We start from the raw sequence: 21,366 nt of genomic DNA, 5'->3' as shown, positions 1-21,366 counted from the left end.
TCCTCTCGCGGTGCGCGCGGTCGTCATTCCTGGTCGCCGGTGCCACCACCCGCCGGATCCGACACAAGCGCTCGGAGTTCGTCGAGGGCCGGGTTCTCCGTAAGAGCCGGACGGCTCTCCACTAGGTAGGCGACGCCAGAGGCGACGAAGGAGCGCACCGCGGCGGTGTAATCCTCGACCGGGCATTCCGGAGGCACGTCAGGTGTTCGGTGCGACGAGGTGAACCTGACCCGATCGCCCACGAGTTTGAGGTGAATCACGTAGGAGTTCTCGGTGAAATTGATCTCCGCCGAGCCGCCCGTGCGCAGCTCCTGCAGGGTGTACGCCAAGGTGAACATGATGTCGACCAGCGGTTCCCGCGTCGCGGACAGAAACGCGTGCCCGCCCACCTTGAAGTCGATCTGGTAGGCGAACCATCCGTAGCGCAGATCCGTCGCGCTGAGGGTGGCGAGCCCGATCAGCCCTTCCCGCCAGGCACGCGCGGCACCAGCAGGAATGTCCATGTCGCTGTCGGGTGTGAAGTCGATGTACAGCAAGTCCTGTCCTGATTGTCCTGCGTGGCCGGACGCGTGGAGGCTCCGGGCGTCCGGCCACGGATCTGCGATCGATCTAGATGGGGCGGGCAGTGCGCAGGGACCCGTCGTGATTGAGAATGACCTTGATTCCCGTCGAATTTCCTCCGCCCTCGTTCTCGGAAAGGCGACCGACTTCATTACCGGGACCGAAGTTGCACTCATACACGACTCCGTCACGCCCCTTGTCGTTCGGTATCGCCTTGCCGATCACAAGGCCAATTGGGCCCAAACTGCTATTTACTCAGAAGTGTAGGCTTTTAGGCGCCCGCCGACGGAGGTGATCATCAACTCGCAGTCCTGTGGGCGGCCGACATCGGTCGCGAGACTGGTGGGCTCGCATGGTGAGGTGTCGCGTATGCGGAGCTGACGTCGGCAACCCCATGACGCTGAGTGAGCTGTCAGGGGCGGTCGATCGCGGTCTGGGATGATCGCGCGGTGAGTGATGCGAGGCTGCTGGCCGCGGAGGCTGTTGAGTCACATGTCCGGGTGTTCTTCGAGGGGCACTCCGTGGAGGTCGTCGACTACGACCTCGGGCCGGAACGGCGACAGGTGGCCCCCGATCTGCGCATCCTCGTTGTGGGGCCCGGTCCCCGCAGCGATACCTGGGCCTATGTGACCGCCGGGTGCTGGGCCGCGATGAAGAAGGACGGTCATGGACTCGAGTTCGTCATGACTGCCCATGTCCGCGACCAGCGGTTCATCGAACTCATGGCGATGATCGCCTACTACCACTGCGGAGGACATCAGCTCGACCTGGGGCACAGCATGCCGATCGGTGACCCGTGGGTGCCGGGTTCAACCTGCGATCACCTACTGATCAGCCTGCCCTATCTCCACGGACCCGACCTTGAACACTGTGCCGTTCCCGGGGGTCACGCCCGCATCGTGTGGACGCTGCCCGTGACGACAGCCGAGATCGAGTTCCGCAGGCGTCACGGCCACGAGGCGTTGGAGCAGCTCTTCGACGAGGCAGAAATCATCCCCACCGATCCCTTCAGGGCGTCGGTTGCCTGAGTTTTTGGCCTCCGGCGGTCACCGTTTGTGGTCTTCAGCGGCGTACCGGCTCCAGGTTCCGCAGGCCTCGGTGACGAGGCGCGTGGCGGTCTTGTCGTGGTAGCCGAGGGCTTTCGCGATGACTGGGGCCGGCGCTTGGAGGACGAGTTGGCGGATCGCGGAGGCTCTGCCGCGCTGGAGTGGAAGAAGGTCCTTCCCGGCCGCAGAGCAGCCTCGATGGTGGCGTCCAGGACGCGTCGCAGGGAGCGGGTGCGGAAGTCGGAGGAGACGCAGGTGCAGATCGCGGTGGTGGAGGCGTGGTCGTGGCCGACCGGCTACTGGACGAACAGCGGGTCGTGGCCGTCCTCGATCAGGTGGGTGATGTAGGGCCTGCGCAACGAGTGGTACTTCAGCGCTGGGTCCAGGCCGACGGCGTCCCGGTAGGCGGCGAAACGGGAGTGCAAGCGTTGGACCCCGATCCGTGCGCCTCGCTCGGAGGGCCAGGGGGCCCGGCTGGTCGAATGCCGCATCCCGGGCCGCACCTCGGTGATCCATTCCTCGATCGTGCCGGGTGTCCAGGTCCAGACGGTCAGCACGCTGCGGCGCTTGGGCGGCGAGCCCTTCGTGGCCTTGCCGTGGCGGACCAGCAGGGTGCCGTACTGGCCGAGCTCCCGGCCGTCCGGATTGCGGCCGAAGTCGGTGAGGTCCAGCATCCGGGCTTCGTTTCGGCGCAGGCCGTAGGCGTACGCGGTCTTGAACAAAGCGGCGTCCCGGAATGCTGGCAGCCAGCCCTTGCGGCCCTTGCCGCGAACGCGAAGGACTTCCTCGTCAGCATGGTCGAAGAACGCTTCCAGCTCGGGCCTGGTGAAGGCCCGGCGTTCTGGCTCACCCTCGGCTTCGTCGGCGTACGCAGCGGCATTCCAGTCGTAGACCACCTGGACTGGGTGGGTTCCGAAGAGCCGCAGGCACTCGTCGCCCAGCCATAGGCGGGGTTGGTCAGGAAGTCGCAGAACTGCCGTACCGATCCCTGGTAGTTGTGCAGGGTGGAGCGGACACAGCCGTGCACGGCCCGCAGATCGGCCGCCGATGTGACTGACCGCCGCAAGGACCCCAACGCCCCCGCCCCGGCGGTGATCTCCGAAACGGTGCTGTCGGCGGGTGGCGGAACTCGCGGCGCTGCTGGTCGTCCCGGAGGATGCCCGGTGCGGTGACCGGGTCCGGCTCCTTGCGGTTCCTGTTCACCGATCGGTGTCGGGGGTGCAGCCAGATAACTGACTACCCATTAGTATCTGACGCGTCATCAGCTCCAGAGCGCGCGGCGTGCGCCGAATCCGCTCGTCCCGATCGCACACCCCCCCGATCGCACAGAGGAGCCTCCCCCATGACGCACACCGTTATCGGCGTCAGCCCGTTGGGTGCACCGGACCCCCGCCTCGTCGCCGCCGTCTGCCGGGCCGGTGGGTCCGGTGTCCTCGACCTCGGCCCGGGCGCCCGCCCCGCCCGCGAGGCACTGACCCTCTTACGACAGTGGGCCCCCGGCCGCCACGGCGTGCGGGTCCCCGCCGACTGTGCACTGCGCCCCGAAGAGCTGTGGGCCCCGGCGCCCGCCGGAACGCGGCGCACCGCGGACCCGGCCGCCGCCGGACCGTGCACCGTGCTCCTCGCCCCCGACGCGCCCTGGACCGTCGCCGAGGTCCGGGCCGCCGCCCGCGCCGCCGCCGCGGACCCCGCCGTGCTCGCCGAGGTCCGCAGTCCCGACGAGGCCGTCCGGGCCGTGGCCGACGGTGTCACCGGGCTCGTTCTGCGCGGCGAGGAGTCCGGCGGCCCCTGCGGCGAACACTCCACCTTCGTGCTGCTCCAGCGCGTACTCGACGCCGTACCGGCCGACCTGCCGGTGTGGGCCTGCGGCGGCATCGGGCCGCACACCGCGGCCGCCGCCGTGCTCGCGGGCGCCCGCGGAGTCGTACTGGACATCCAGCTCGCACTGCTCGACGAGGCCGGTACGGCCCCCGCGGCCGCCGGTCTGCTGCGCGCCGCCGACGGCACCGAGACCGTCGTCGTCGACGGCTGCCGGGTGCTCGACCGGAGCCGCCCCGGCCTCCCGGCCGTCCTGCGCGAGCGGCCCCTGCCGCTGGGCCAGGATGCCTTTCTCGCCGCCCGGTTCGCCGAGCGGTACGGCACCGTGGACCGCGCCCTCGCCGCAGTCACGGCGGGCATCGACGCCGCCGTGGCGGACGCCGGCGCCGTGCTGCGCGGCGGCTCGCCGATGTGCCGGGCGCTCGGCACCGCGCTGCCGGTCGTCCAGGGCCCGATGACCCGGGTCAGCGACCAAGCACGGTTCGCGGCGGCCGTCGCGGACGGCGGCGGACTGCCGTTCGTCGCGCTCGCCCTGGCCGGGCCCGAGCAGACCCGCACCCTGCTCGAGCAGACCAAGTCCGCGCTCGGCGACCGCTCCTGGGGCGTCGGCGTCCTCGGCTTCGTTCCGGAAGAGATACGCACCGCCCAACTGGAGGCCATCCGCGAGCTACGCCCCAGCCACGCCGTCATCGCGGGCGGCCGTCCCTCCCAGGCGGCCGCTCTGGAGGCCGAGGGCATCCGTACCTTTCTGCACGTCCCGTCACCCGGGCTGCTCGGCCAGTTCCTGGCGGCCGGCGTCCGGCGCTTCGTCTTCGAGGGCGCCGAGTGCGGGGGGCACATCGGGCCGCGCAACAGCTTCCCGCTCTGGGAGGCGCAACTGGCCGTCCTGGAGGACTTCCTCGACGCGGCGGCCGACGACGGTCACGCCGATGGCGGTGACGACGCTGACCCGCAGGACGTACAGGTGCTGTTCGCGGGCGGCATCCACGACGAGCGCTCCGCCGCCATGGTCGCCGCGCTCGCCGCCCCGCTCACCACCCGCGGTGCCGTCGTCGGCGTTCTGATGGGCACCGGCTACCTCTTCACCGAGGAGGCCGTCGAGTGCGGCGCCATCCGGCCGCTGTTCCAGCGCGCGGCCTTGGACGCCACGTCGACCACGCTCCTGCACACCGCGCCCGGACACACCACCCGCTGCCTGCCCAGCGCGTTCAGCGACACGTACCAGGAGGTCAAGGACGAGCTGCGGACTCAGGGGATACCCGAGCGGCAGGTCTGGCAGGAGCTGGAGCGGCTCAACGTCGGCCGCCTGCGCATCGCCAGCAAGGGCGTCGAGCGGGTCGGCGACGAGCTGCTCGACGTCGACGAGGAGCGCCAGCGCGAAGCGGGCATGTTCATGGCCGGCGAGGTCGCCGTGCTCCGCTCCGCCGTCACCACCGTCGCCGCCCTGCACCACGCGGTCACCGACGGGGCAGCCGACTTCTACGGGCGCCGCACCGCCGAACTCGCCGCTGCCGCCCGCGACGCGGGCGGCACGGTACCCGCGCGGAACCCGGCCCCCGTTCCCGAACCGCTCGACATCGCCGTCGTCGGCGTGGCCGGCATGTTCCCCGGCGCCGCCGACCTGCCCGCCTACTGGGCCCAGGTGCTCGCCGGCGCCGACGCGATCACCGAGGTCCCGGACACCCGCTGGGATCCCGCGCTGCACTTCGGCGCGGACGCCGAGGCGGATGACGTGTCCGCGTCCAAGTGGGGCGGTTTCCTGCCTCCGATCCCCTTCGACCCGCTGGCCTACGGAATCCCGCCCGCCTCCCTGGCCGCCATCGAACCCGTCCAGCTCCTCGCGCTGGAGGCGGCCAGGCGGGCGCTCGCCGACGCCGGGCTCGACCGCCGGGCCTTCCCGCGCGAGCGGACCTGCGTCGTCTTCGGTGCCGAGGCGGGCAGCGACATCTCCGGCGCCGCGACGCTGCGCAGCGTCCTGCCCTCGTACGTCGGCCGCCTGCCCGAAGACCTGGAGGAGCAGCTCCCGAAGCTCACCGAGGACTCCTTCCCCGGCATGCTCGCCAACGTCATCGCCGGCCGGATCGCCAACCGGCTCGACCTCGGCGGCGCCAACTACACCGTCGACGCCGCCTGCGCCTCCTCCCTGGCCGCCGTCGACGCCGCCTGCAAGGAACTGGCCTGCGGCGGCGCCGACGTGGCCCTGTGCGGCGGCGCCGACCTGCACAACGGCATCAACGACTACCTGCTCTTCTCCTCCGCGCACGCGCTGTCGCCCACCGGCCGCTGCCGCACGTTCGACGCGGCCGCCGACGGCATCGCACTCGGCGAGGGCGTCGCCTGTCTCGTACTCAAGCGCCGCGCCGACGCCGAGCGGGACGGCGACCGGATCTACGCCGTCATCAAGGGCGTCGGCAGCGCCAGCGACGGCCGCTCCCTCGGCCTGACCGCGCCCCGCCCCGAGGGCCAGCGCGCCGCCCTGGAACGCGCCTACGCGCAAGCTCGCGTCTCGCCCGCCGAGGTCGGCCTGATCGAGGCCCACGGCACCGGGACCGTCGTCGGCGACCGCACCGAACTCAGCACGCTCACCCGGCTGTTCGAGGAGGCCGGGGCCGCGCCCGGCGGCTGCGTCGTGGGCTCCGTCAAGTCCCAGATCGGGCACACCAAGTGCGCCGCCGGTCTCGCCGGACTGATCAAGACCGCGCTCGCCCTGCATACCGGGGTGCGCCCGCCCACCCTGCATATCGACGTGCCCAACCCCGTCTGGACCGGCCCCGACAGTCCATTCGTCTTCCACAGCAAGGCCCGGCCCTGGGCTGAGCCCCCCGCCCGCCGCGTCGCCGGGGTGAGCGCCTTCGGATTCGGCGGCACCAACTTCCATGTGGTGCTGCGGGCCCACGCCGACGCCGGAGCGCCGCCGCGCCAGAGCCACGACGTCTGGCCCGCCGAGCTGTTCGTCTTCCGCACCCGCGCAGCGGCCGAGGAACTCGCCGGCCTCGCGGCGAGCGGTCACTGGCGGCTGCGGGACCTGGCGCGTACCGCCGCACAGCGCGCGGAGACCGGCCCGGGCCCGCTCCTCGGTGCCGTGGTCGCAGAGTCCGTCACCGAACTCCCGCACCTGATACGGGACCTTCTCGACGGCACGCCCGGGAGAAGCGGAGTGTTCCCGGCCACAGGAGCCCCCGCCGGGGCGGCCGACGACGAAGGCGAAAGCAGCGACGGTGGCAAGGTGGCGTTCCTCTTCCCCGGCCAGGGCAGCCAGCGCCCCGGCATGTTCGCCGAGCTGTTCACCGCCTTCCCCGAACTCGGCCGCCACCTGTACCACGCCCCGGCCGCCGCCCTCTTCCCGCCCGCCGCCTTCGACGCCGCCGAACGCGCCGCACAGGTCGCCCGGCTCACCGACACCCGCCACGCCCAGCCCGCGCTCGGGGCGGTCGGCCTCGCCGCGTACGACACCCTCACCGCGGTCGGTGTCCGCCCCGACATGGCCGCAGGGCACTCCTACGGCGAACTCGTCGCGCTCTGCGCCGCGGGCGCCCTCGACCCCGACAAGCTCGGTGACCTCAGCCGGGAGCGGGCCGAGGCGATCCTCGCCGCGATCGGCGCACAGGGGTCCGATCCCGGCACCATGGCCGCCGCCGTGGCCTCCGCCGAGCAGGTGACCCGGGTGCTCGCCGGGGCAGGCCTGGCCGAGCGGGTCGTCGTCGCCAACCACAACGCGCCCGCGCAGAGCGTGCTCTCGGGCCCGACGGACGCCGTCGCCGAAGCCGTCGACGCGCTCACCGCCGCCGGGTTCGCCGTCCGCCCGCTGCCCGTCGCCTGCGCCTTCCACAGCCCGCTGGTCGCCGGGGCCGTGTCCCGCTTCGCCGAGATCCTGACGGCGTACGCCGTGCGCGGCCCCGAGTTCCCGGTCTGGGCCAATCTCACCGGCACCCGCTATGCCGGGGACCCCGCCCGGGTACGGGCCGACCTCGCCGAGCAGATCGCCGCCCCCGTCCGTTTCGCCGACCAGATCGAGGCGATGTACGACGCCGGGGCGCGGATCTTCGTCGAGTGCGGGCCCGGCACGGTGCTCACCGGTCTGGTCGGCCAGATCCTCGGCGACCGGCCGCACGTCGCCGTCCCGTTCGAACCCCGCCCCGACGCGGGCCTGCGCGGCCACCTGGAAGCCCTGGCCCGGCTCGCCGCGGCCGGTGTCCCGGTGGCGCCCGCACGGCTCTTCAGCGGACGCGACACGGCACTCGCCGACCCGGCCGCCGTGCCGGAGCGGCCCGGCTGGACGGTCGACGGCCACCTCGTACGCACGGCGGACGGCCGGCCGGTGCCGGGAGCGCTGCGCCCGGCCCGGCGCATCTCGGGCATCCCGCGGGCCGGAGAGCGGACCAGTGAGGCGACGACGGTGGGCGAACGGGAAGAACTGCTCCGGGAGTTCCTGCGCAACAGCCGGGAGATGCTGGCCGCACAACGGGACGTGCTCCTCGGCTACTTCGGGGCTACGCCCGCGCCGCAGGCGGCTCCGCCGACCCCCGAGCCCCTTCCGGCCCCGGCTCCGGCCGCTCTCGCTGCGGCTCCGGCCCCCGCTCCCGCTCCGGTGGGGGTGGATGTGCTGGCCGAGGTGCTGGCGGTGATCGCGGAACGTACGGGATATCCGGTGGAGATGGTGGGGGCGGAGTCGGACCTGGAGGCGGAACTGAGTGTGGATTCGATCAAGCGGACGGAGATCGCCGGGGAGCTGGGACGGCGGCTGCTGGGCTCGGGTGCGGATCTGCGGTCGTTGCCGGACGCGGACCTGGAGGAACTGACCCGGGAGCGCACCGCCGCCGGGATCGCCGACTGGCTGCGGGCCCGCGCGAAGGCGCTCGCCGATCCGGACCCGGCACCCGCCCTCGCCACCTCGGGCCCCGTAGCCGGGGAGTTCCCCGAACCGCTCACCGGCCAGGCTCCCCGCCGCTATCTGCTGCGGCCCACCCCGCTCGACCCGCCGCCCGTGCCCGGCGCCGAAGGCGCGGCACAGCTGCGCGGGAAGCGGTTCCTGATCGTCGCGGACGACACGCCACTCGCACGGGCACTTGTCACCCGGCTCACCACACTCGGCGCGCTCGCAGCCCGTGGCGGCCCGGACACCGCACAGCTCGCCGGGCACACCGGCCCGGTCGACGGAGTGCTGCACCTGGGCGCTCTCGCGGGTACGGAACAGCAACCGCTGCCCGCCAAGCTCACCGTGCTCCAGGAACTGCTGCTGCGCGGCCCGCGCCGGCTGCTCTGCCCCCGCCTCCCCGACGACACCAGCGGCCTCGACGGCTTCGTGCGCACCGCGGCCCGCGAATACCCCGACACCGTGGTCCGCACCGTGGAGCTCGACCCCGACGAGCCCGCCACCGAGCAGGCCGAGGCCCTCGTCGGGGAACTGCTGGCGCCCGACCGGGAGCCCGTCGTGCTGCGCACCTGCGGGCTCCGCCGCGCCCCGGTACCGTACGAGAGCCCTCTGGGCCCGCCCGTCTCCTCCGGCGCCGGGCCCGCCTCCTCCGGGGCCGCCGCAGCCGCGGCACTCGGGCTCGGCCCGGAGTCGGTCGTCGTCCTCGCGGGCGGCGCACGCGGCATCACAGCCCGGTTCACCCTCGCCCTTGCCGCCGCCGCACGCTGCCGGGTCGAACTGCTCGGGCGTACGCCGCTCGACGACGGCACGGGCGGGCACCACGAGCCGGCCCACGCCACCGACCTGCCCGCGCTGCGTGCGGCGCTCGCCGCCCGGGGCGGTCTGAGCACCGCCGAGATCGACCGCGAAGCCGGCCGCGTCCTGGCCCGCCGCGAGATCGCCGCGACCCTGACCGAGGTACACGACGCGGGCGGCCGGGCCGGATACCGGGCACTCGACCTGCGGGACGCGGAGGCCGTGCAGCAGGCGGTCAAGGAGACGTACGCCACGTACGGCCGGATCGACGGGGTCGTACACGCCGCCGGAGTGATCGAGGACCGGCTGCTCGCCGAGAAGGACCCCGTCTCCTTCGAACGGGTCTACGGCACCAAGGTGGACGGCGCCCGCGCACTGCTCTCGGCTCTCCGGCGACTTCCCCAACTGCCTTCCTTCACCGTCATGTTCGGCTCCGTCGCGGCGGTGTACGGCAACCGCGGCCAGGCCGACTACGCCGCCGCCAACGACGCACTCGCCCGCCTCGGCCGCCTCTGGCGCGCCGACACCGGCAGCCGTACCGTCACCGTGCACTGGGGCCCGTGGGCGCCGGCCGGGGCGCACGGCGGCATGGTCGGCCCTGAGCTGGGCCGGGAGTACGCGCGCCGCGGCATCGAGCTGATCGACCCGGAGGAGGGCGTGCTCGCGCTGCTGCGGGAGCTGGCCTGGGGCGAGCCGGAGACCGACGAGGTCGTCCTGACGGCGTCGGGCCGGTGAGCCCCACGATGCGACCGACCGCCCCGCGGCACCGGCAGCCCGTCGCCATCGTCGGCATGGCGGTGACCCTGCCCGGCGCCTGTGACCTGGCCGCGTTCTGGCACAACCTCGTCACCGGCGCCGACGCCATCTCCGAGGTGCCCAAGGCCCGCTGGGACGCGGACACCTACTACGACCCGGACGGACGGCGCGGCGTCGATGGCGTCTACTGCCGCCGCGGCGGCTTCGTCGACGGGCTCGACGCGCTCGCCGCCTTCGACCCGACCGCCTTCGGACTCATGCCGGACTCCGTGCCCGGCACCGAACCCGACCAGCTGATCGCGCTGCGTACCGCCGCGGCCGCGCTCGCCGACGCGGGGGAGGCCGCACTGCCGGAAGACCGCTCCCGGGTCGGTGTCGTGCTCGGCCGCGGTGGCTATCTGAGCGACGGACTCGCCCGACTCGACCAGCGGATGCGCACCTCAGCCCAACTGGTGCGCACCCTGCACGAGTTACTGCCCGAGCTGGACGGCGAGCGGCTCGACGCGGTTCGGATGGCGTTCACGGCCGCGCTCGGCGGGGAGCAGAGCCCCGAGTCGGTGATCGGCCTGGTGCCCAACTTCGCGGCGTCCCGGGTCGCCAACCGGCTCGATCTGCGTGGCCCCGCCTACACCGTGGACGCGGCCTGCGCCTCCTCGCTCGTCGCACTCGACCAGGCCGTCGGCACGCTCGCCGCGGGCAGTTGCGACGTGATGCTCGCGGGCGGCGTACACCACTGCCACGACATCACGCTCTGGTCCGTCTTCAGTCGGCTGCGGGCGCTGTCGCCGTCCCAGCGGATCCGCCCGTTCCACCGGGACGCGGACGGCGTGCTGATGGGCGAGGGCACCGGCGTGGTCGTACTCAAACGGCTCGCGGACGCGCGGCGCGACGGCGACCGGATCTACGCCGTCGTCCGCGGCGTCGGCGTGGCCGGCGACGGCCGGGCCGGCTCCCTGGTCAACCCGGACCCCGGCGGCCAGGCCCGCGCCGTCCGGCTCGCCTGGGCGGCGGCGGGGCTCGACCCGGCGGCACCGGGGTCGCTCGGCCTCCTGGAGGCGCACGGCACCGGAACCCCCGGCGGGGACCGGGCCGAACTGGCCGCGCTGGCTGAGGTGTTCGGGCCGCCGGACCCGGACGCCGGGCCCGACGCCGTGATCGGCTCCGTGAAGTCGATGATCGGCCACACGATGCCGGCGGCGGGTGTGGCGGGCCTCGTCAAGGCGGCCCTGGCGGTGCACCACGGCACGCTCCTGCCGACCCTGCACTGCGACGACCCGCACCCGGCGCTCCGCGTCACCCGCTTCGCTCCCGCCCAGCAGGCCCGGACCTGGGACGGGGACGTCCGACGTGCCGCGGTCAGCGCCTTCGGCTTCGGCGGGATCAACGCCCACGTCGTCCTGGAGTCGGTACCGGAGCCCGCACCTGCCCCCGCATGGGCGCCTGCCCCGGCGTCGGCTCCCAAACCGGCATCGGCACCGGCACCGGCACCGGCATCGGCCCCGGCCGTCGCGCCTGCCGCCCCGGCACCCGGCGGCCCGGGCGCGGGGCCTGCCGCCTGCGCGGACCGTGCCGAAGTGGCCGAGCCGCCCAGGCTGTTGCGGCTCGCCGCCGCGACCCCGCAGGACCTCGCCGAACTGCTCGACGCCGACGACACCGAGCTGCGCGCGGCCGCCGCGGAGGGCGGGGCGAGGGGAGCCGGGGGCGCCCGCGTCGCCGTCCTGGACCCCACCGACCGCCGCCTCGCCCTGGCCCGCAAGGCAGTCGCCCGCGCCCGGACCTGGGGCGGCCGGAGCGACGTCTGGTGCGCGCCGCGGCCGGTGCTCGGCACGGGCGGCGGGAAGATCGCCTTCCTCTGCCCAGGGCTGGAGGCCGAGTTCGAGCCGCGGGCCGAGGACGTCGCCCGCCACTTCGGCCTACCGGCGCCGCACTGGCCGGACGCCCGCGTGGGCGACGTCGCCCGGCACGGCGCGGCCGTCGTCGGCCTCGGCCGGCTGCTCGCCGGAGCGCTCGCCCGGATCGGCGTCCGGCCGGACGCGCTGGCCGGGCACAGTGTGGGGGAATGGACGGCGATGGCGGTCGGCGGGATGTACGCGGACGCCGAGGTCGACGCCTTCCTGCGGGACTTCGACCCGGCCACGCTGCGCGTCCCGGGGCTCGCCTTCGCCGCGTTCGGCACCGGTGCGAACCAGGTGGACGCCGAGCTCGCGGCGTACCCGGACGTCGTCGTCTCGCACGACAACGCGCCGCACCAGACCGTCGTCTGCGGGCCTCACGACCAGGTCGAGGCGCTCACCGGGCGGCTGCGCGGCGCGGGAGTGCTCGGTCGGCTGCTGCCCTTCGAGTCCGGCTTCCACACGCCGATGCTCGCCCCGTACCTCACCTCCATCGAGAAGGCCGCGCGCGGCTTCACGCTGCACCCGCCCCGGGTGCCCGTCTGGTCCGCCACGACCGCCGCGCCCTTCCCGGCCGACGAGGCCGCGGCGCGCGCGCTCTTCCTGCGCCACCTGCTCGAACCGGTCCGCTTCCGGCAGCTCACCACGGCCCTGTACGACGCCGGGTTCCGGGCCTTCGTCCAGCTGGGACAGGGCCAGCTGCCGGCTCTCGTGGACGACACCCTCACCAGCCGCGCGTGCCTGATGCTCAGCGCCAACACGCCCCAGCACAGCGGGCTTTCGCAGCTGTACCGGGTGGCGGCCGGACTCTGGTCGCACGGTGCCGAGCCGGACTTCGCGGCGCTGCGGGCGGGGGCCACGCCTCGGTCGACGACGGCACCTGCCCGTACGGCGGAGACCGGCCCTACGGCGGAGACCGACCCCACGGCCACGGAGAGCCCGCGAACCGTTCCCGCCCCCGTCACCGTCACCGTCCCCCTCACCCTCGGCTCCGGGCTCGTCTCGCTCGACGCCGCCACCCGGGACCGGCTCCGCAGCACCCTGCGCGCGGCACCAGCACCCGGGATGGACCGGCTCGCGGCCGTGGCCGCGCGGAGCCCCGTGGCGGCCGAACTGCGCTCGCTGCTCGGCGAGACGGCGGACACGGCAGCGGAACTGGCGGAACTGTTCGCCGCGGCAGCGGGCCCGCGCCGCACCGCGCCCGCGGCGCCGCCCCCCGAGCCCTCGGCGACCGAGGCAGTGCCGCCGCCTGCCGCCACCCCCCGCGCCACCACCCTGCGCATCGCACTCGACACCATGCCGTACCTCGCCGACCACTGCTTCTTCAGGCAGCCCGCGCACTGGCCCGAGATCGCCGACCGCTGGCCCGTGGTGCCCGCCACCACCCTGGTGCAGCACATGATCGACGCCGTGCCCGGCCCAGGAAGAGCCGTGGCCGTGCACGACGCCCGGTTCCTGCAGTGGACCGTCGCCGCCCCGCCCACCGAGGCAACGGTCACGGCCCGGCCCGAGGGACAAGGGCGGTACGCCGTGGAGTTCGGGCGCCACGCCCGCGCCACGGTCGAGACGGCCCACGGGCGCGACACCGCGCCCCGCCCACGGCCGTGGCGGACGGACGCCCCGGAGAGCCGTCCGGCTGTGTCCGCGCGGCAGATGTACGACGACCGCTGGATGTTCCACGGGCCGCGGTTCCGCGGCGTCACCGAGATCTGCGCGCTCGGCGAGCGGCACGTCCGCGGTGTCCTGACCACCCCGTCCGCGCCCGGCGCGCTTCTCGACAACGTCGGTCAGCTGCTCGGCTACTGGCTGATGGCCACGCACCCCGACCGCACCATCGTCTTCCCGACGGGCGTCGAAGAGATCCGTTTCCACGGCCCGCCCCCGCAACAGGGCACCGCACTCGACTGCCACATCAGGGTCACCACCGTGACGGACACCGCCCTGGTGGCTGACGCGCAGCTCGCCCGCGACGGCGAGGTCTGGGCCGAGATCCGCGGCTGGCGGGACCGGCGCTTCGACTCGCCGCCCGAGGTCGATCCGGTCAAACGATGGCCCGAGCACAACACTCTGTCGGAAACCCAGGAGGGCGGCTGGCAGCTGGTCTTCGAACGCTGGCCCGACCCCGCATCCCGCGAGATATACATGCGCAGCCAGCTCGCGGGCCCTGAGCGCGAGCAGTACGCCGGGCACCCCCCGCGCGGCCGGCGCCAGTGGCTGCTCGGCCGGATCGCAGCCAAGGACGCCGTACGCCGCCACCTGTGGGCGCACGGCGCGGGCCCCGTCTTCCCCGCCGAGATACGGGTCGCCAACGACCCTGGCGGCAGACCGCGCCCCGAGGGCGTACACGGCAGAGAACTCCCGCCTCTGGAACTGTCGCTGGCGCACTGCCGGGAGGCCGCCGTCGCACTCGTCCGCCCCGCCGCCGACAGCCCTGGCACCGGCACCGGCATCGACATCGAGGAGATCGTCGAGCGCCCCGAAACGGCCTACGACGCCATCCTCGCCCCGGACGAGCGGGCGCTCTTCACCGGGCTCGGCGGCGGCCCCGGCCCGCTGACCCGCTTCTGGGCCGCCAAGGAGGCCGCGGCCAAGGCCGAGGGCACCGGACTGGGCGGCCGGCCGCGCGACTTCACGGCGGTCGAGGTCGAAGTCGCCGCCCGTGCCCTCACGGTCCGGGCGCCCTCCGGCCGGCTGCGGCGCATCCGGCTCGCCGATGTGACCAACCCGCCGGGGCTGCCCACCCGTACCTACACCGTCGCTTGGACCGAGGAGAGCCCATCATGACCAGCCCCGCCACCACCGGCTCCGCGTACGCCGCCGTCCTCGCCGAGGTCACCGACGCGCTGCACACGGTCCTCGACGACCTCGAACTGGACGACACCCCGATCACCTCCGACACCCGCTTCGTGGAGGATCTCGACCTGGAGTCCATCGACCTGGTCACGCTCACCGCCGAGCTGGGCGGGCGCTACGGCGACCGGGTCGACTTCCCCGCCTGGTTCGCCTCGCTCGAACTCTCCGACATCATCGGACTGACCGTCGGACAACTCGTCCAGTACATCGCGGGGTGCCTGCGGTGACCACGATCGAGGCGGGCGGGATCCGGCTGAACGTGGAGCGGCTGAGCGGCGCACCCACCCCGGCACCGGGCCCGCCCCAGACGGTCGTCCTCGTGCACGGCATCGCCACCGACAACCTGACCAGCTACTACTTCACCATCGCGCCCGCGCTCGCCGCAGCCGGACACGACGTCGTGATGTACGACCAGCGCGGCCACGGCCGCAGCTCCCGCCCGCCGCGCGGCTACGGCGTCGAGGACTTCAGCGGCGACCTGGACGCGCTGCTCGACGCCCTCGCCCTGGAAGGGCCCGTCCACCTGGTCGGCAACTCCTTCGGCGGCACCGTCACCCTCGCCTACGCGCTGCGCCGCCCGGAGCGGGTCGCCGGCATCCTGATGCTCGAGTCCGAGCCCCCGACCGCCGCCTGGGCCAAGAAGATGAGCGGCATCCTGGCCGGCTCCGCCCACCAGCTCCACGACGAGCGCACCCTGCCGTGGATCGAGGAGACCTACGGCCGCCACGAGGCCCGCCTGGTGCGCTGGGCCACCCGGCTGCTGCACGGCACCTCCATCGCCGAGGACATCGCATCCTGCCCCGTCCCCGCCGAGGAGTCCTGGCAGAGCCTGCACGTGCCGGTCTGCGCGGTGTACGGCGCCACCTCCGACCTGGCCGACACGGCGCCCTGGCTGGAATCGCTGCTGCCCCGCTGCCGCACCGTGACGGTGCCCGGGCACGGGCACTCCGTGCTCGTCGGTACCCCCGAGACGGTCGTCCCGCTGCTGCTCGACTGGCTACGGGACGGCCACCGGGAGCTGGTCGCGCCGTGAGCCGCTTTCTGTTCGTCGTGCCGCCCCTGGTCGGGCACGTCAACCCGGCGGTCAGCGTGGCCGCCGAGCTGACCAGATGCGGGCACCGGGCCGCCTGGGCCGGACTGCCCGGGTTCGTCGGGGAACTGGCCGGGCCCGACGCCGAGGTGTACCCGTGCGACGTGCCCCCGCTCCCGGAACGTCCGGCTGCCCTGCGCGGTGCCGCGGCCTTGCGCTTCCTGTGGGAGGAGTTCCTCGTGCCGCTCGCCGGGGCGATGGCCCCCGGTGTGCGCCGCGCGGTCGAGGGGTTCCGGCCCGATGTCGTCGTCGCCGACCAGCAGACCCTCGCCGGTGCCCTCGTCGCCGAGCGCCTCGGGGTGCCGTACGCCACCGCGTCGACCACCCCGGCGGAGTTCAGCGACGCCCTGGACGGCATGCCGAAGGTGGCTCAGTGGACCGCCGGGCTCGTCGCGGAGCTGCGCGCCCGCCTCGGCGACCCCGGGTGCACCCACGATCCGCGCTTCTCCCCCGACCTGGTGCTCTCCTTCACCACCCCCGAACTCGCGGGCCCGGGCCCTCAGCTGCCGCAGCTGCGGTACGTCGGTCCGGCGTTCACCGGGCGCCCGGCCGCCGACTTCCCCTGGGAGTGGCTCGACGAGCACCGGGCCACCGTCCTGGTCTCACTCGGCACTGCCAACACCGACCTGGGGGCGCGTTTCCTCGCCGAGTGCGCGGCCGCCGCGCGGGAGCGCGGGCGGCGGCTGCAGGCGGTACTCGCCGACCCCGGAGGGGTACTCGGCCAAGAGTCCGACGCCGACCTCCTGGTGCTGCCCCGGATCCCCCAACTGCCGCTCCTGCGACGGGCGTCAGCGATGGTCAGCCACGCCGGGCAGAACACCGTCGCCGAGTGCCTGTGGCACGGCGTACCGCTGGTGGTCGCGCCCATCCGGGACGACCAGCCACTGATCGCCGGCCAGGTCACCGGCGCCGGCGCCGGAGTGCGGGTGCGCTTCGGGCGCGCCGACCGCCGACGGATCGGTGCCGCCCTCGACGCCGTACTCGACGGGCCCGCCTACCGCGCGGCGGCCCGGCGCGTCGGGGACTCCTTCCGTGCGGCGGGCGGGGCGGCTGCCGCGGCGGCGTACCTGGAGAAGTTCGCGGCACAGAAGCCACAGGAACCGCAGGAGTCACGGGAGCCGCAGGAGCCACGAGAGCGGTGAGCGACCGACCGGCAGGGCGACCGCCGTGCCGAAGAGTGGAACGAGAGGAGACCACGGACATGGCCACCACGAACCAGCCCCCTGACACCCCCGACACACCCGCCCCACCGCCCCCTGCTTCCGACGCCGAACGCGTCGCCCGTCTGCGCCCCGCGTACCAGGCAGAGCTGGCCGACGGCATCGCCCGGTTCTTCGAGCCGCGCCGCACCGACTGCCCCTGGTGCGGCGCGCGGCAGCTGCGTCGCCGCCTGCGCACCAAGGACCACCTGCAGCGAAAGCCCGGCACCTTCACCCTGGACCAGTGCCGCGACTGCGGACACACGTTCCAGAACCCGCAGCTCAGCGCGGCCGGACTGGACTTCTACTATCGGGACTTCTACGACGGCCTGTACGCCGAGAAGATCGGCGGCGCCCTGGACAGCGACGCCGCGAGGGAACGCAACCGCGACCGGGCCGTGGCCATGCGGCGGCACGCCCGGCCGAAGCGCTGGCTCGACGTCGGCACGGCGGGCGGTGACTTCTGCCTGGCGGCCAGGGAAGCACTGCCCGGCACCACCTTCGACGGGCTCGACATCGGCGCCCATGTGCTCGGGGCGCAGCAGTCGGGGCGCATCGAGCGGGCCTACCAGGGCTTTCTGCCCGACCTCGCGGACGAACTCGCCGGCCAGTACGACGCGGTGAGCATGTTCCACTGCCTGGAGCACACCACGGACCCGCAGGCCCAACTGGCCGCGGTTCACACCGTGCTCCGCCCCGGCGGCCACCTGATCATCGAGGTACCCAACCCGGAGTCGCCCTTCGGCCGCCTCTTCGGCCGGTACTGGCTGCCGTGGTTCCAGCCTCAGCACCAGCACTTCGTGACCATGAGGAACCTGCGCCGGGCCCTCACCGAGCTGGGCTTCACGGTGGTGGCGACGGACCGCGAGGAGTCCCATATCCCCGTGGACTTCACCGCGCTCGTAGGGCTGTACGTGCTGCGGCTGCTGCCGTTCCGCGACGAGCCCTGGCTGCCCGAGCCCCGGGGCCGTCTCGGCGCCGCGGTCACCAAGACGGTCTTCTGGGCGGGCATACCGCTCTGCTTCCCGATGTACGCCCTGGACCGGCTCCTCGCCCCGCTGATCCGCCGCAGCCGCTTCTCCAACGCCTTCCGGGTGATCGCCCGCCGCGAGGAGTGACAAGCCCAGCAGGAGCAGCCCGGCGATGCCCGTCGCATCAGGTCCCCGTCCACTCGGTTTCTTCTAGGCGCCCGTCTCGTGGGAACCGCTGAGGGGTAGCCCCGCCAGCAGGGCGCGGCGGCTGGCTCTGACGTGTTCGCGCATCACGTGTTCGGCGCTGTCGCCGTCCTTCTCCAGGATCAGTTCCAGGACCAGGTGGTGCTCACGGTCCGACTGCAGGGCGCGGCCCGGCTGGCTCAGCGACGTGTTCACCAGCCGTGAGTAGGCCAGCTGATTCATCAGCATCCGGTAGTGGGCCTCGAGTTTGCTGTTGTCGGCGCCGGCGATGAGCAGGTCGTGGAACTCCTGGACCAACTCCGCGTACCGCTCCCGGTCGTCCCGTGCGACCGCTTCGTCGGCCTCGCGCAGGTTCCGCTCCAGCAGATCGATCTCCGCGACGCGGCCGCGCCGGGCGAGGAGGCGGGCGGCCGCGCCCTCCAGGAGTTCCTTCATCTCGAAGAGTTCCGTGATCTCGCGTCGGGAGGGGGTGGTGACGAACGTCCCGACGCGAGGGCGGATCTCGACCAGCCCTTCGGTCTGCAACTGCTTGAGGGCCTCGCGTACCGGAGTTCGGCTGACTCCGAACTCCTCCGCGAGGGCCAGCTCCGAGAGCGGCGCCCCGGGCTCGATGTCTCCCTTGATGATCCGCCGACGCATGTCGGCGATCACCCTGGCCTGCATCGACCCGTTCTTCGGTCCGCTCTGCGTCTTCGGTTCGCTCTTTGCGCGATTCACCGAGCCCTCCTCCGTCTCCCGAGCCGACCGCCGGTCATCCCAGCGGCGCGAGCGCACCGCCGTCGAAGAACTTACCCGCGCTGTAGACCATCGGATGACGCTCGGCGACGGCGGCGTGCACCACCCGGCAGATGAACACGGTGTGGGTGCTGGCCTGCAGCCGCTCGCGGATCTCGACCTCCATCTGCGCGCTGCTGCGGGCGATCAGCGGGCTGCCGAACGGGCCGCGCTCCCACTCCACCTTCTCGAACTTGTCCGTGGCCTTGCTCGCGAAGGTGCCGACGACGTCCAGCTGGTCCGTGGACAGGATGTTGACCGCGAGGTGGGTCGCGCTGAACAGGCAGTCGTGGGTGGACGAGGTGCGCTGGACGCACACCATCACGGTGGCGGGGTCGAGCGAGATGCTCGCGAACGCGTTGACGGCCAGCCCTCTCGGAGTCTGCCCGTCCATCGCGGTCACGACGGTGACACCGGTGACGAACTGCCGGTTGACCTGCTTCATCAGGTCGAGGTCGGGCTTCGCGGCGAGCGGGGTCATGGTGCTGCTCCTTGTCATCTTGTCCGTCAGTCCTGTCCCACCCGGATGACTCCGAGGGCCGAGAGCAGCGCCCGGGGGTCCCACGTCACGTGCTCCTCGACGATCCGGTCGTCCTCGAAGCGGGCGAACGTGGCGCCGCTCACCTCGACCCGCCGTTTGGTGGCGGGGACTCCGAGGAGCGAGTTCTTGTGGGTTCCGGTGCTGTGCCAGCGGATCGCGGCCCGGTCGCCCTCGACCACGATGTCGTCGATGGTCGTCACCAGGTCCGGGAAGGCCGACCGGGTCGAGACGATCGAGGCCTTGAAGGCCTCCAGGCCCTGCGGCTGCGGGTCCGTGCTGTGCCGGAGGTAGGCCGGGCTCAGCAGCGCGTCGAGGGCGTCGACGTCTCCTTCGCCCCAGGCGGCGGTCCAGGCCTTCTCGATGAGTCCGCGACGGGCGTCAGAGTTGGACACCGGCCTTCTCCTTTCTGTCCGCGTTCAGCTCCTTCCAGAAGGACACCGCCAGACCGGCGATGATCACGAGGAAGGGCAACGACGTCACGATGACGGTGTTCTGGAGTGCGTTCAGTCCGCCGGCGAGCATGAGGACGACGGCGGTGACTCCGGTGAGGACGCCCCACAGGACGAGCACCCAGCGGCGTGGGGTGAGCGATCCGTCGGAGGTCATCATGGAGAGCACGTAGGTGTTGGCGTCCGCGCCGGAGACGAAGAACATCACGACCAGGATGATCGCGATGACCGAGGTGACCCCGGCGAGCGGGAAGTGGTCGAGGGTCGCGAAGAACGCGCTGTTGATGTCGGCGGCGGTCTGCTTGGCGATGTCGCCCTTCTCGAACATGTCGATGTGGATCGCGGTGCCGCCGAAGACGGTGAACCAGGTGAAGAACACGACGCTGGGGACGACCAGGACGCCCATGATGAAGCCGCGGATGGTGCGGCCGCGCGAGATTCGGGCCAGGAAGACGCCGACGAAGGCGCCCCAGGAGACCCACCAGGCCATCATGAAGTAGGTCCACCACTGCATCCATTCGAGCCCGCCGAAGGCGGTGCCCTGAAGGCTCATCCGGAAGAAATCGGTGGCCCACATGCCCAGGGACTCGATGTACAGGTTCGCGATGAACACGGCCGGGCCGACGACCAGCATGAAGACGAACAGGGCGATCGCCAGCACGGAGCTGCCCTGGCTCAGGAACTTGATGCCCTTGCTGACGCCGGTGACCGCCGAGAGCGTGAAGATCGAGGTGACGGCGGCGATGATGAGCACCTGGCTGACGTTGTTGACCGGCATCCCCCACAGCCTGCCGAGACCGTTGTTGACCTGGAGGGCTCCCAGGCCCAGGGAGGTCGTGGTGCCGAAGAGCGTCGCGAAGACGGCGAGCACGTCGATGGTCTTGCCGATCGGCCCGTCCACGCGGTCGCCGAGCAGCGGCCGGAACATCTGGCTCACCAGGGTGCGCCGGCCCTTGCGGTGGGTGGAGTACGCGATCGCCAGGCCGAAGACGGCGAAGATGGCCCAGGCCTGCAGACCCCAGTCGAAGTAGGAGTACTGCAGGGCGCGCACCGCCGCCGCCGCTGTGTTCGGCTCGGCGAGACCGTGCGGTGGCGTGGCCAGATGGGAGATCGGCTCGGCGACGCCGTAGGAGACCAGTCCGATGCCCATGACCGCGCTGAGGATCATGGCGAACCAGGTGGGCGTGGAGAACTCCGGGCGGTCCGAGTCCTTGCCGAGCCGGATGTCGCCGGCGGGGCTGAAGGCCAGGAACACCAGGAAGATCAGGATGGCGAGCGTGACCACCAGATAGGACCAGCCGAACGTGGCCGTCACCCAGTTCAGCGACTCGGTGGTGACGGTGTTCAGGTTGTCCGTGAAGAGCACCGCCCACGCCACGAAGACGGTGGAGATACCGAGCGAGCTCCAGAAAACGGAACCGAGTCTGCCGCCGCTTTCCCGGTCGGGGCCGGTGCCGTCCGTGGCGCTTTCCCCACCGCTCCCCGATGACGTCGCGGGCGTCGTGTCCTCGCCCGTTCCAAGGTGACTGGACATGAAACTCCTT

13 protein-coding genes are annotated in these 21,366 nt (G+C 72.8%); 7 read left to right on the top strand and 6 right to left on the bottom strand.

Annotated elements, in window-relative coordinates; all coding sequences use genetic code 11:
• Positions 1 to 23: 23 nt before the first annotated feature.
• Positions 24 to 536 carry a hypothetical protein gene (locus tag ACFZDE_RS01350; RefSeq protein ID WP_391196334.1) on the bottom strand — a complete coding sequence of 171 codons (513 nt, stop codon included), beginning with the start codon at positions 534 to 536 and terminating at the stop codon, positions 24 to 26.
• Between the two features lie 474 nt (positions 537 to 1,010).
• Here ACFZDE_RS01350 and ACFZDE_RS01345 point away from each other — a divergent pair, with 474 nt between their 5' ends.
• On the top strand, positions 1,011 to 1,589 hold the full coding sequence (locus ACFZDE_RS01345) for a suppressor of fused domain protein (RefSeq protein ID WP_391196332.1): 579 nt from the start codon (positions 1,011 to 1,013) through the stop codon (positions 1,587 to 1,589).
• 314 nt (positions 1,590 to 1,903) lie between these two features.
• On the opposite strand, the gene ACFZDE_RS01340 is transcribed toward ACFZDE_RS01345, so the two are convergent.
• Positions 1,904 to 2,503 carry a tyrosine-type recombinase/integrase gene (locus tag ACFZDE_RS01340; RefSeq protein WP_391196328.1) on the bottom strand — a complete coding sequence of 200 codons (600 nt, stop codon included), beginning with the start codon at positions 2,501 to 2,503 and terminating at the stop codon, positions 1,904 to 1,906.
• Positions 2,504 to 2,949: 446 nt separating this feature from the next.
• Between ACFZDE_RS01340 and ACFZDE_RS01335 the strand changes: the two genes are divergently transcribed.
• The 6 genes from ACFZDE_RS01335 to ACFZDE_RS01310 are packed head-to-tail and all read left to right on the top strand — an operon-like array spanning position 2,950 to position 18,001.
• The gene (locus tag ACFZDE_RS01335; RefSeq protein ID WP_391196326.1) at positions 2,950 to 9,828 is read left to right on the top strand and encodes an SDR family NAD(P)-dependent oxidoreductase; all 6,879 of its coding nucleotides are present in this window, start codon (positions 2,950 to 2,952) and stop codon (positions 9,826 to 9,828) included.
• An 8-nt stretch (positions 9,829 to 9,836) separates the two neighbouring features.
• Positions 9,837 to 14,525 carry a beta-ketoacyl synthase N-terminal-like domain-containing protein gene (locus ACFZDE_RS01330; protein ID WP_391196323.1) on the top strand — a complete coding sequence of 1,563 codons (4,689 nt, stop codon included), beginning with the start codon at positions 9,837 to 9,839 and terminating at the stop codon, positions 14,523 to 14,525.
• Positions 14,522 to 14,821, top strand: coding sequence for a phosphopantetheine-binding protein (locus ACFZDE_RS01325; RefSeq protein ID WP_391196320.1), 300 nt, complete (start codon positions 14,522 to 14,524; stop codon positions 14,819 to 14,821). The genes ACFZDE_RS01330 and ACFZDE_RS01325 overlap by 4 nt, the downstream gene beginning before the upstream one ends.
• The gene (locus tag ACFZDE_RS01320) at positions 14,818 to 15,627 is read left to right on the top strand and encodes an alpha/beta fold hydrolase (RefSeq protein ID WP_391196319.1); all 810 of its coding nucleotides are present in this window, start codon (positions 14,818 to 14,820) and stop codon (positions 15,625 to 15,627) included. Before ACFZDE_RS01325 ends, ACFZDE_RS01320 begins: the two co-directional genes overlap by 4 nt.
• Positions 15,624 to 16,826 (top strand): nucleotide disphospho-sugar-binding domain-containing protein, encoded by a 1,203-nt coding sequence (locus ACFZDE_RS01315; RefSeq protein WP_391196316.1) that lies wholly within the window; start codon positions 15,624 to 15,626, stop codon positions 16,824 to 16,826. The genes ACFZDE_RS01320 and ACFZDE_RS01315 overlap by 4 nt, the downstream gene beginning before the upstream one ends.
• A gap of 59 nt (positions 16,827 to 16,885) precedes the next feature.
• On the top strand, positions 16,886 to 18,001 hold the full coding sequence (locus tag ACFZDE_RS01310; protein WP_391196315.1) for a methyltransferase domain-containing protein: 1,116 nt from the start codon (positions 16,886 to 16,888) through the stop codon (positions 17,999 to 18,001).
• Positions 18,002 to 18,064: 63 nt separating this feature from the next.
• Here ACFZDE_RS01310 and ACFZDE_RS01305 read toward each other — a convergent pair whose 3' ends face one another.
• From ACFZDE_RS01305 to ACFZDE_RS01290, 4 genes are read right to left on the bottom strand one after another with little or no spacing between them, the layout of a single operon-like run.
• Positions 18,065 to 18,775: an FCD domain-containing protein gene (locus ACFZDE_RS01305; protein WP_390991561.1), complete on the bottom strand. Its 711-nt coding sequence runs from the start codon at positions 18,773 to 18,775 to the stop codon at positions 18,065 to 18,067.
• Positions 18,776 to 18,809: 34 nt separating this feature from the next.
• The gene (locus ACFZDE_RS01300) at positions 18,810 to 19,313 is read right to left on the bottom strand and encodes a flavin reductase (RefSeq protein WP_390991565.1); all 504 of its coding nucleotides are present in this window, start codon (positions 19,311 to 19,313) and stop codon (positions 18,810 to 18,812) included.
• A gap of 26 nt (positions 19,314 to 19,339) precedes the next feature.
• Complete coding sequence (locus ACFZDE_RS01295) at positions 19,340 to 19,765, bottom strand: ester cyclase (RefSeq protein ID WP_390991568.1); 426 nt, start codon at positions 19,763 to 19,765, stop codon at positions 19,340 to 19,342.
• Positions 19,752 to 21,356 carry a BCCT family transporter gene (locus ACFZDE_RS01290; RefSeq protein ID WP_391196314.1) on the bottom strand — a complete coding sequence of 535 codons (1,605 nt, stop codon included), beginning with the start codon at positions 21,354 to 21,356 and terminating at the stop codon, positions 19,752 to 19,754. Before ACFZDE_RS01290 ends, ACFZDE_RS01295 begins: the two co-directional genes overlap by 14 nt.
• Positions 21,357 to 21,366 lie beyond the last annotated feature (10 nt).

The sequence above is a fragment of the Streptomyces sp. NPDC007929 genome (assembly GCF_042959065.1).
Classification (GTDB): Bacteria; Actinomycetota; Actinomycetes; order Streptomycetales; family Streptomycetaceae; genus Streptomyces.
This window is presented reverse-complemented; position numbering and strand designations above follow the sequence as displayed.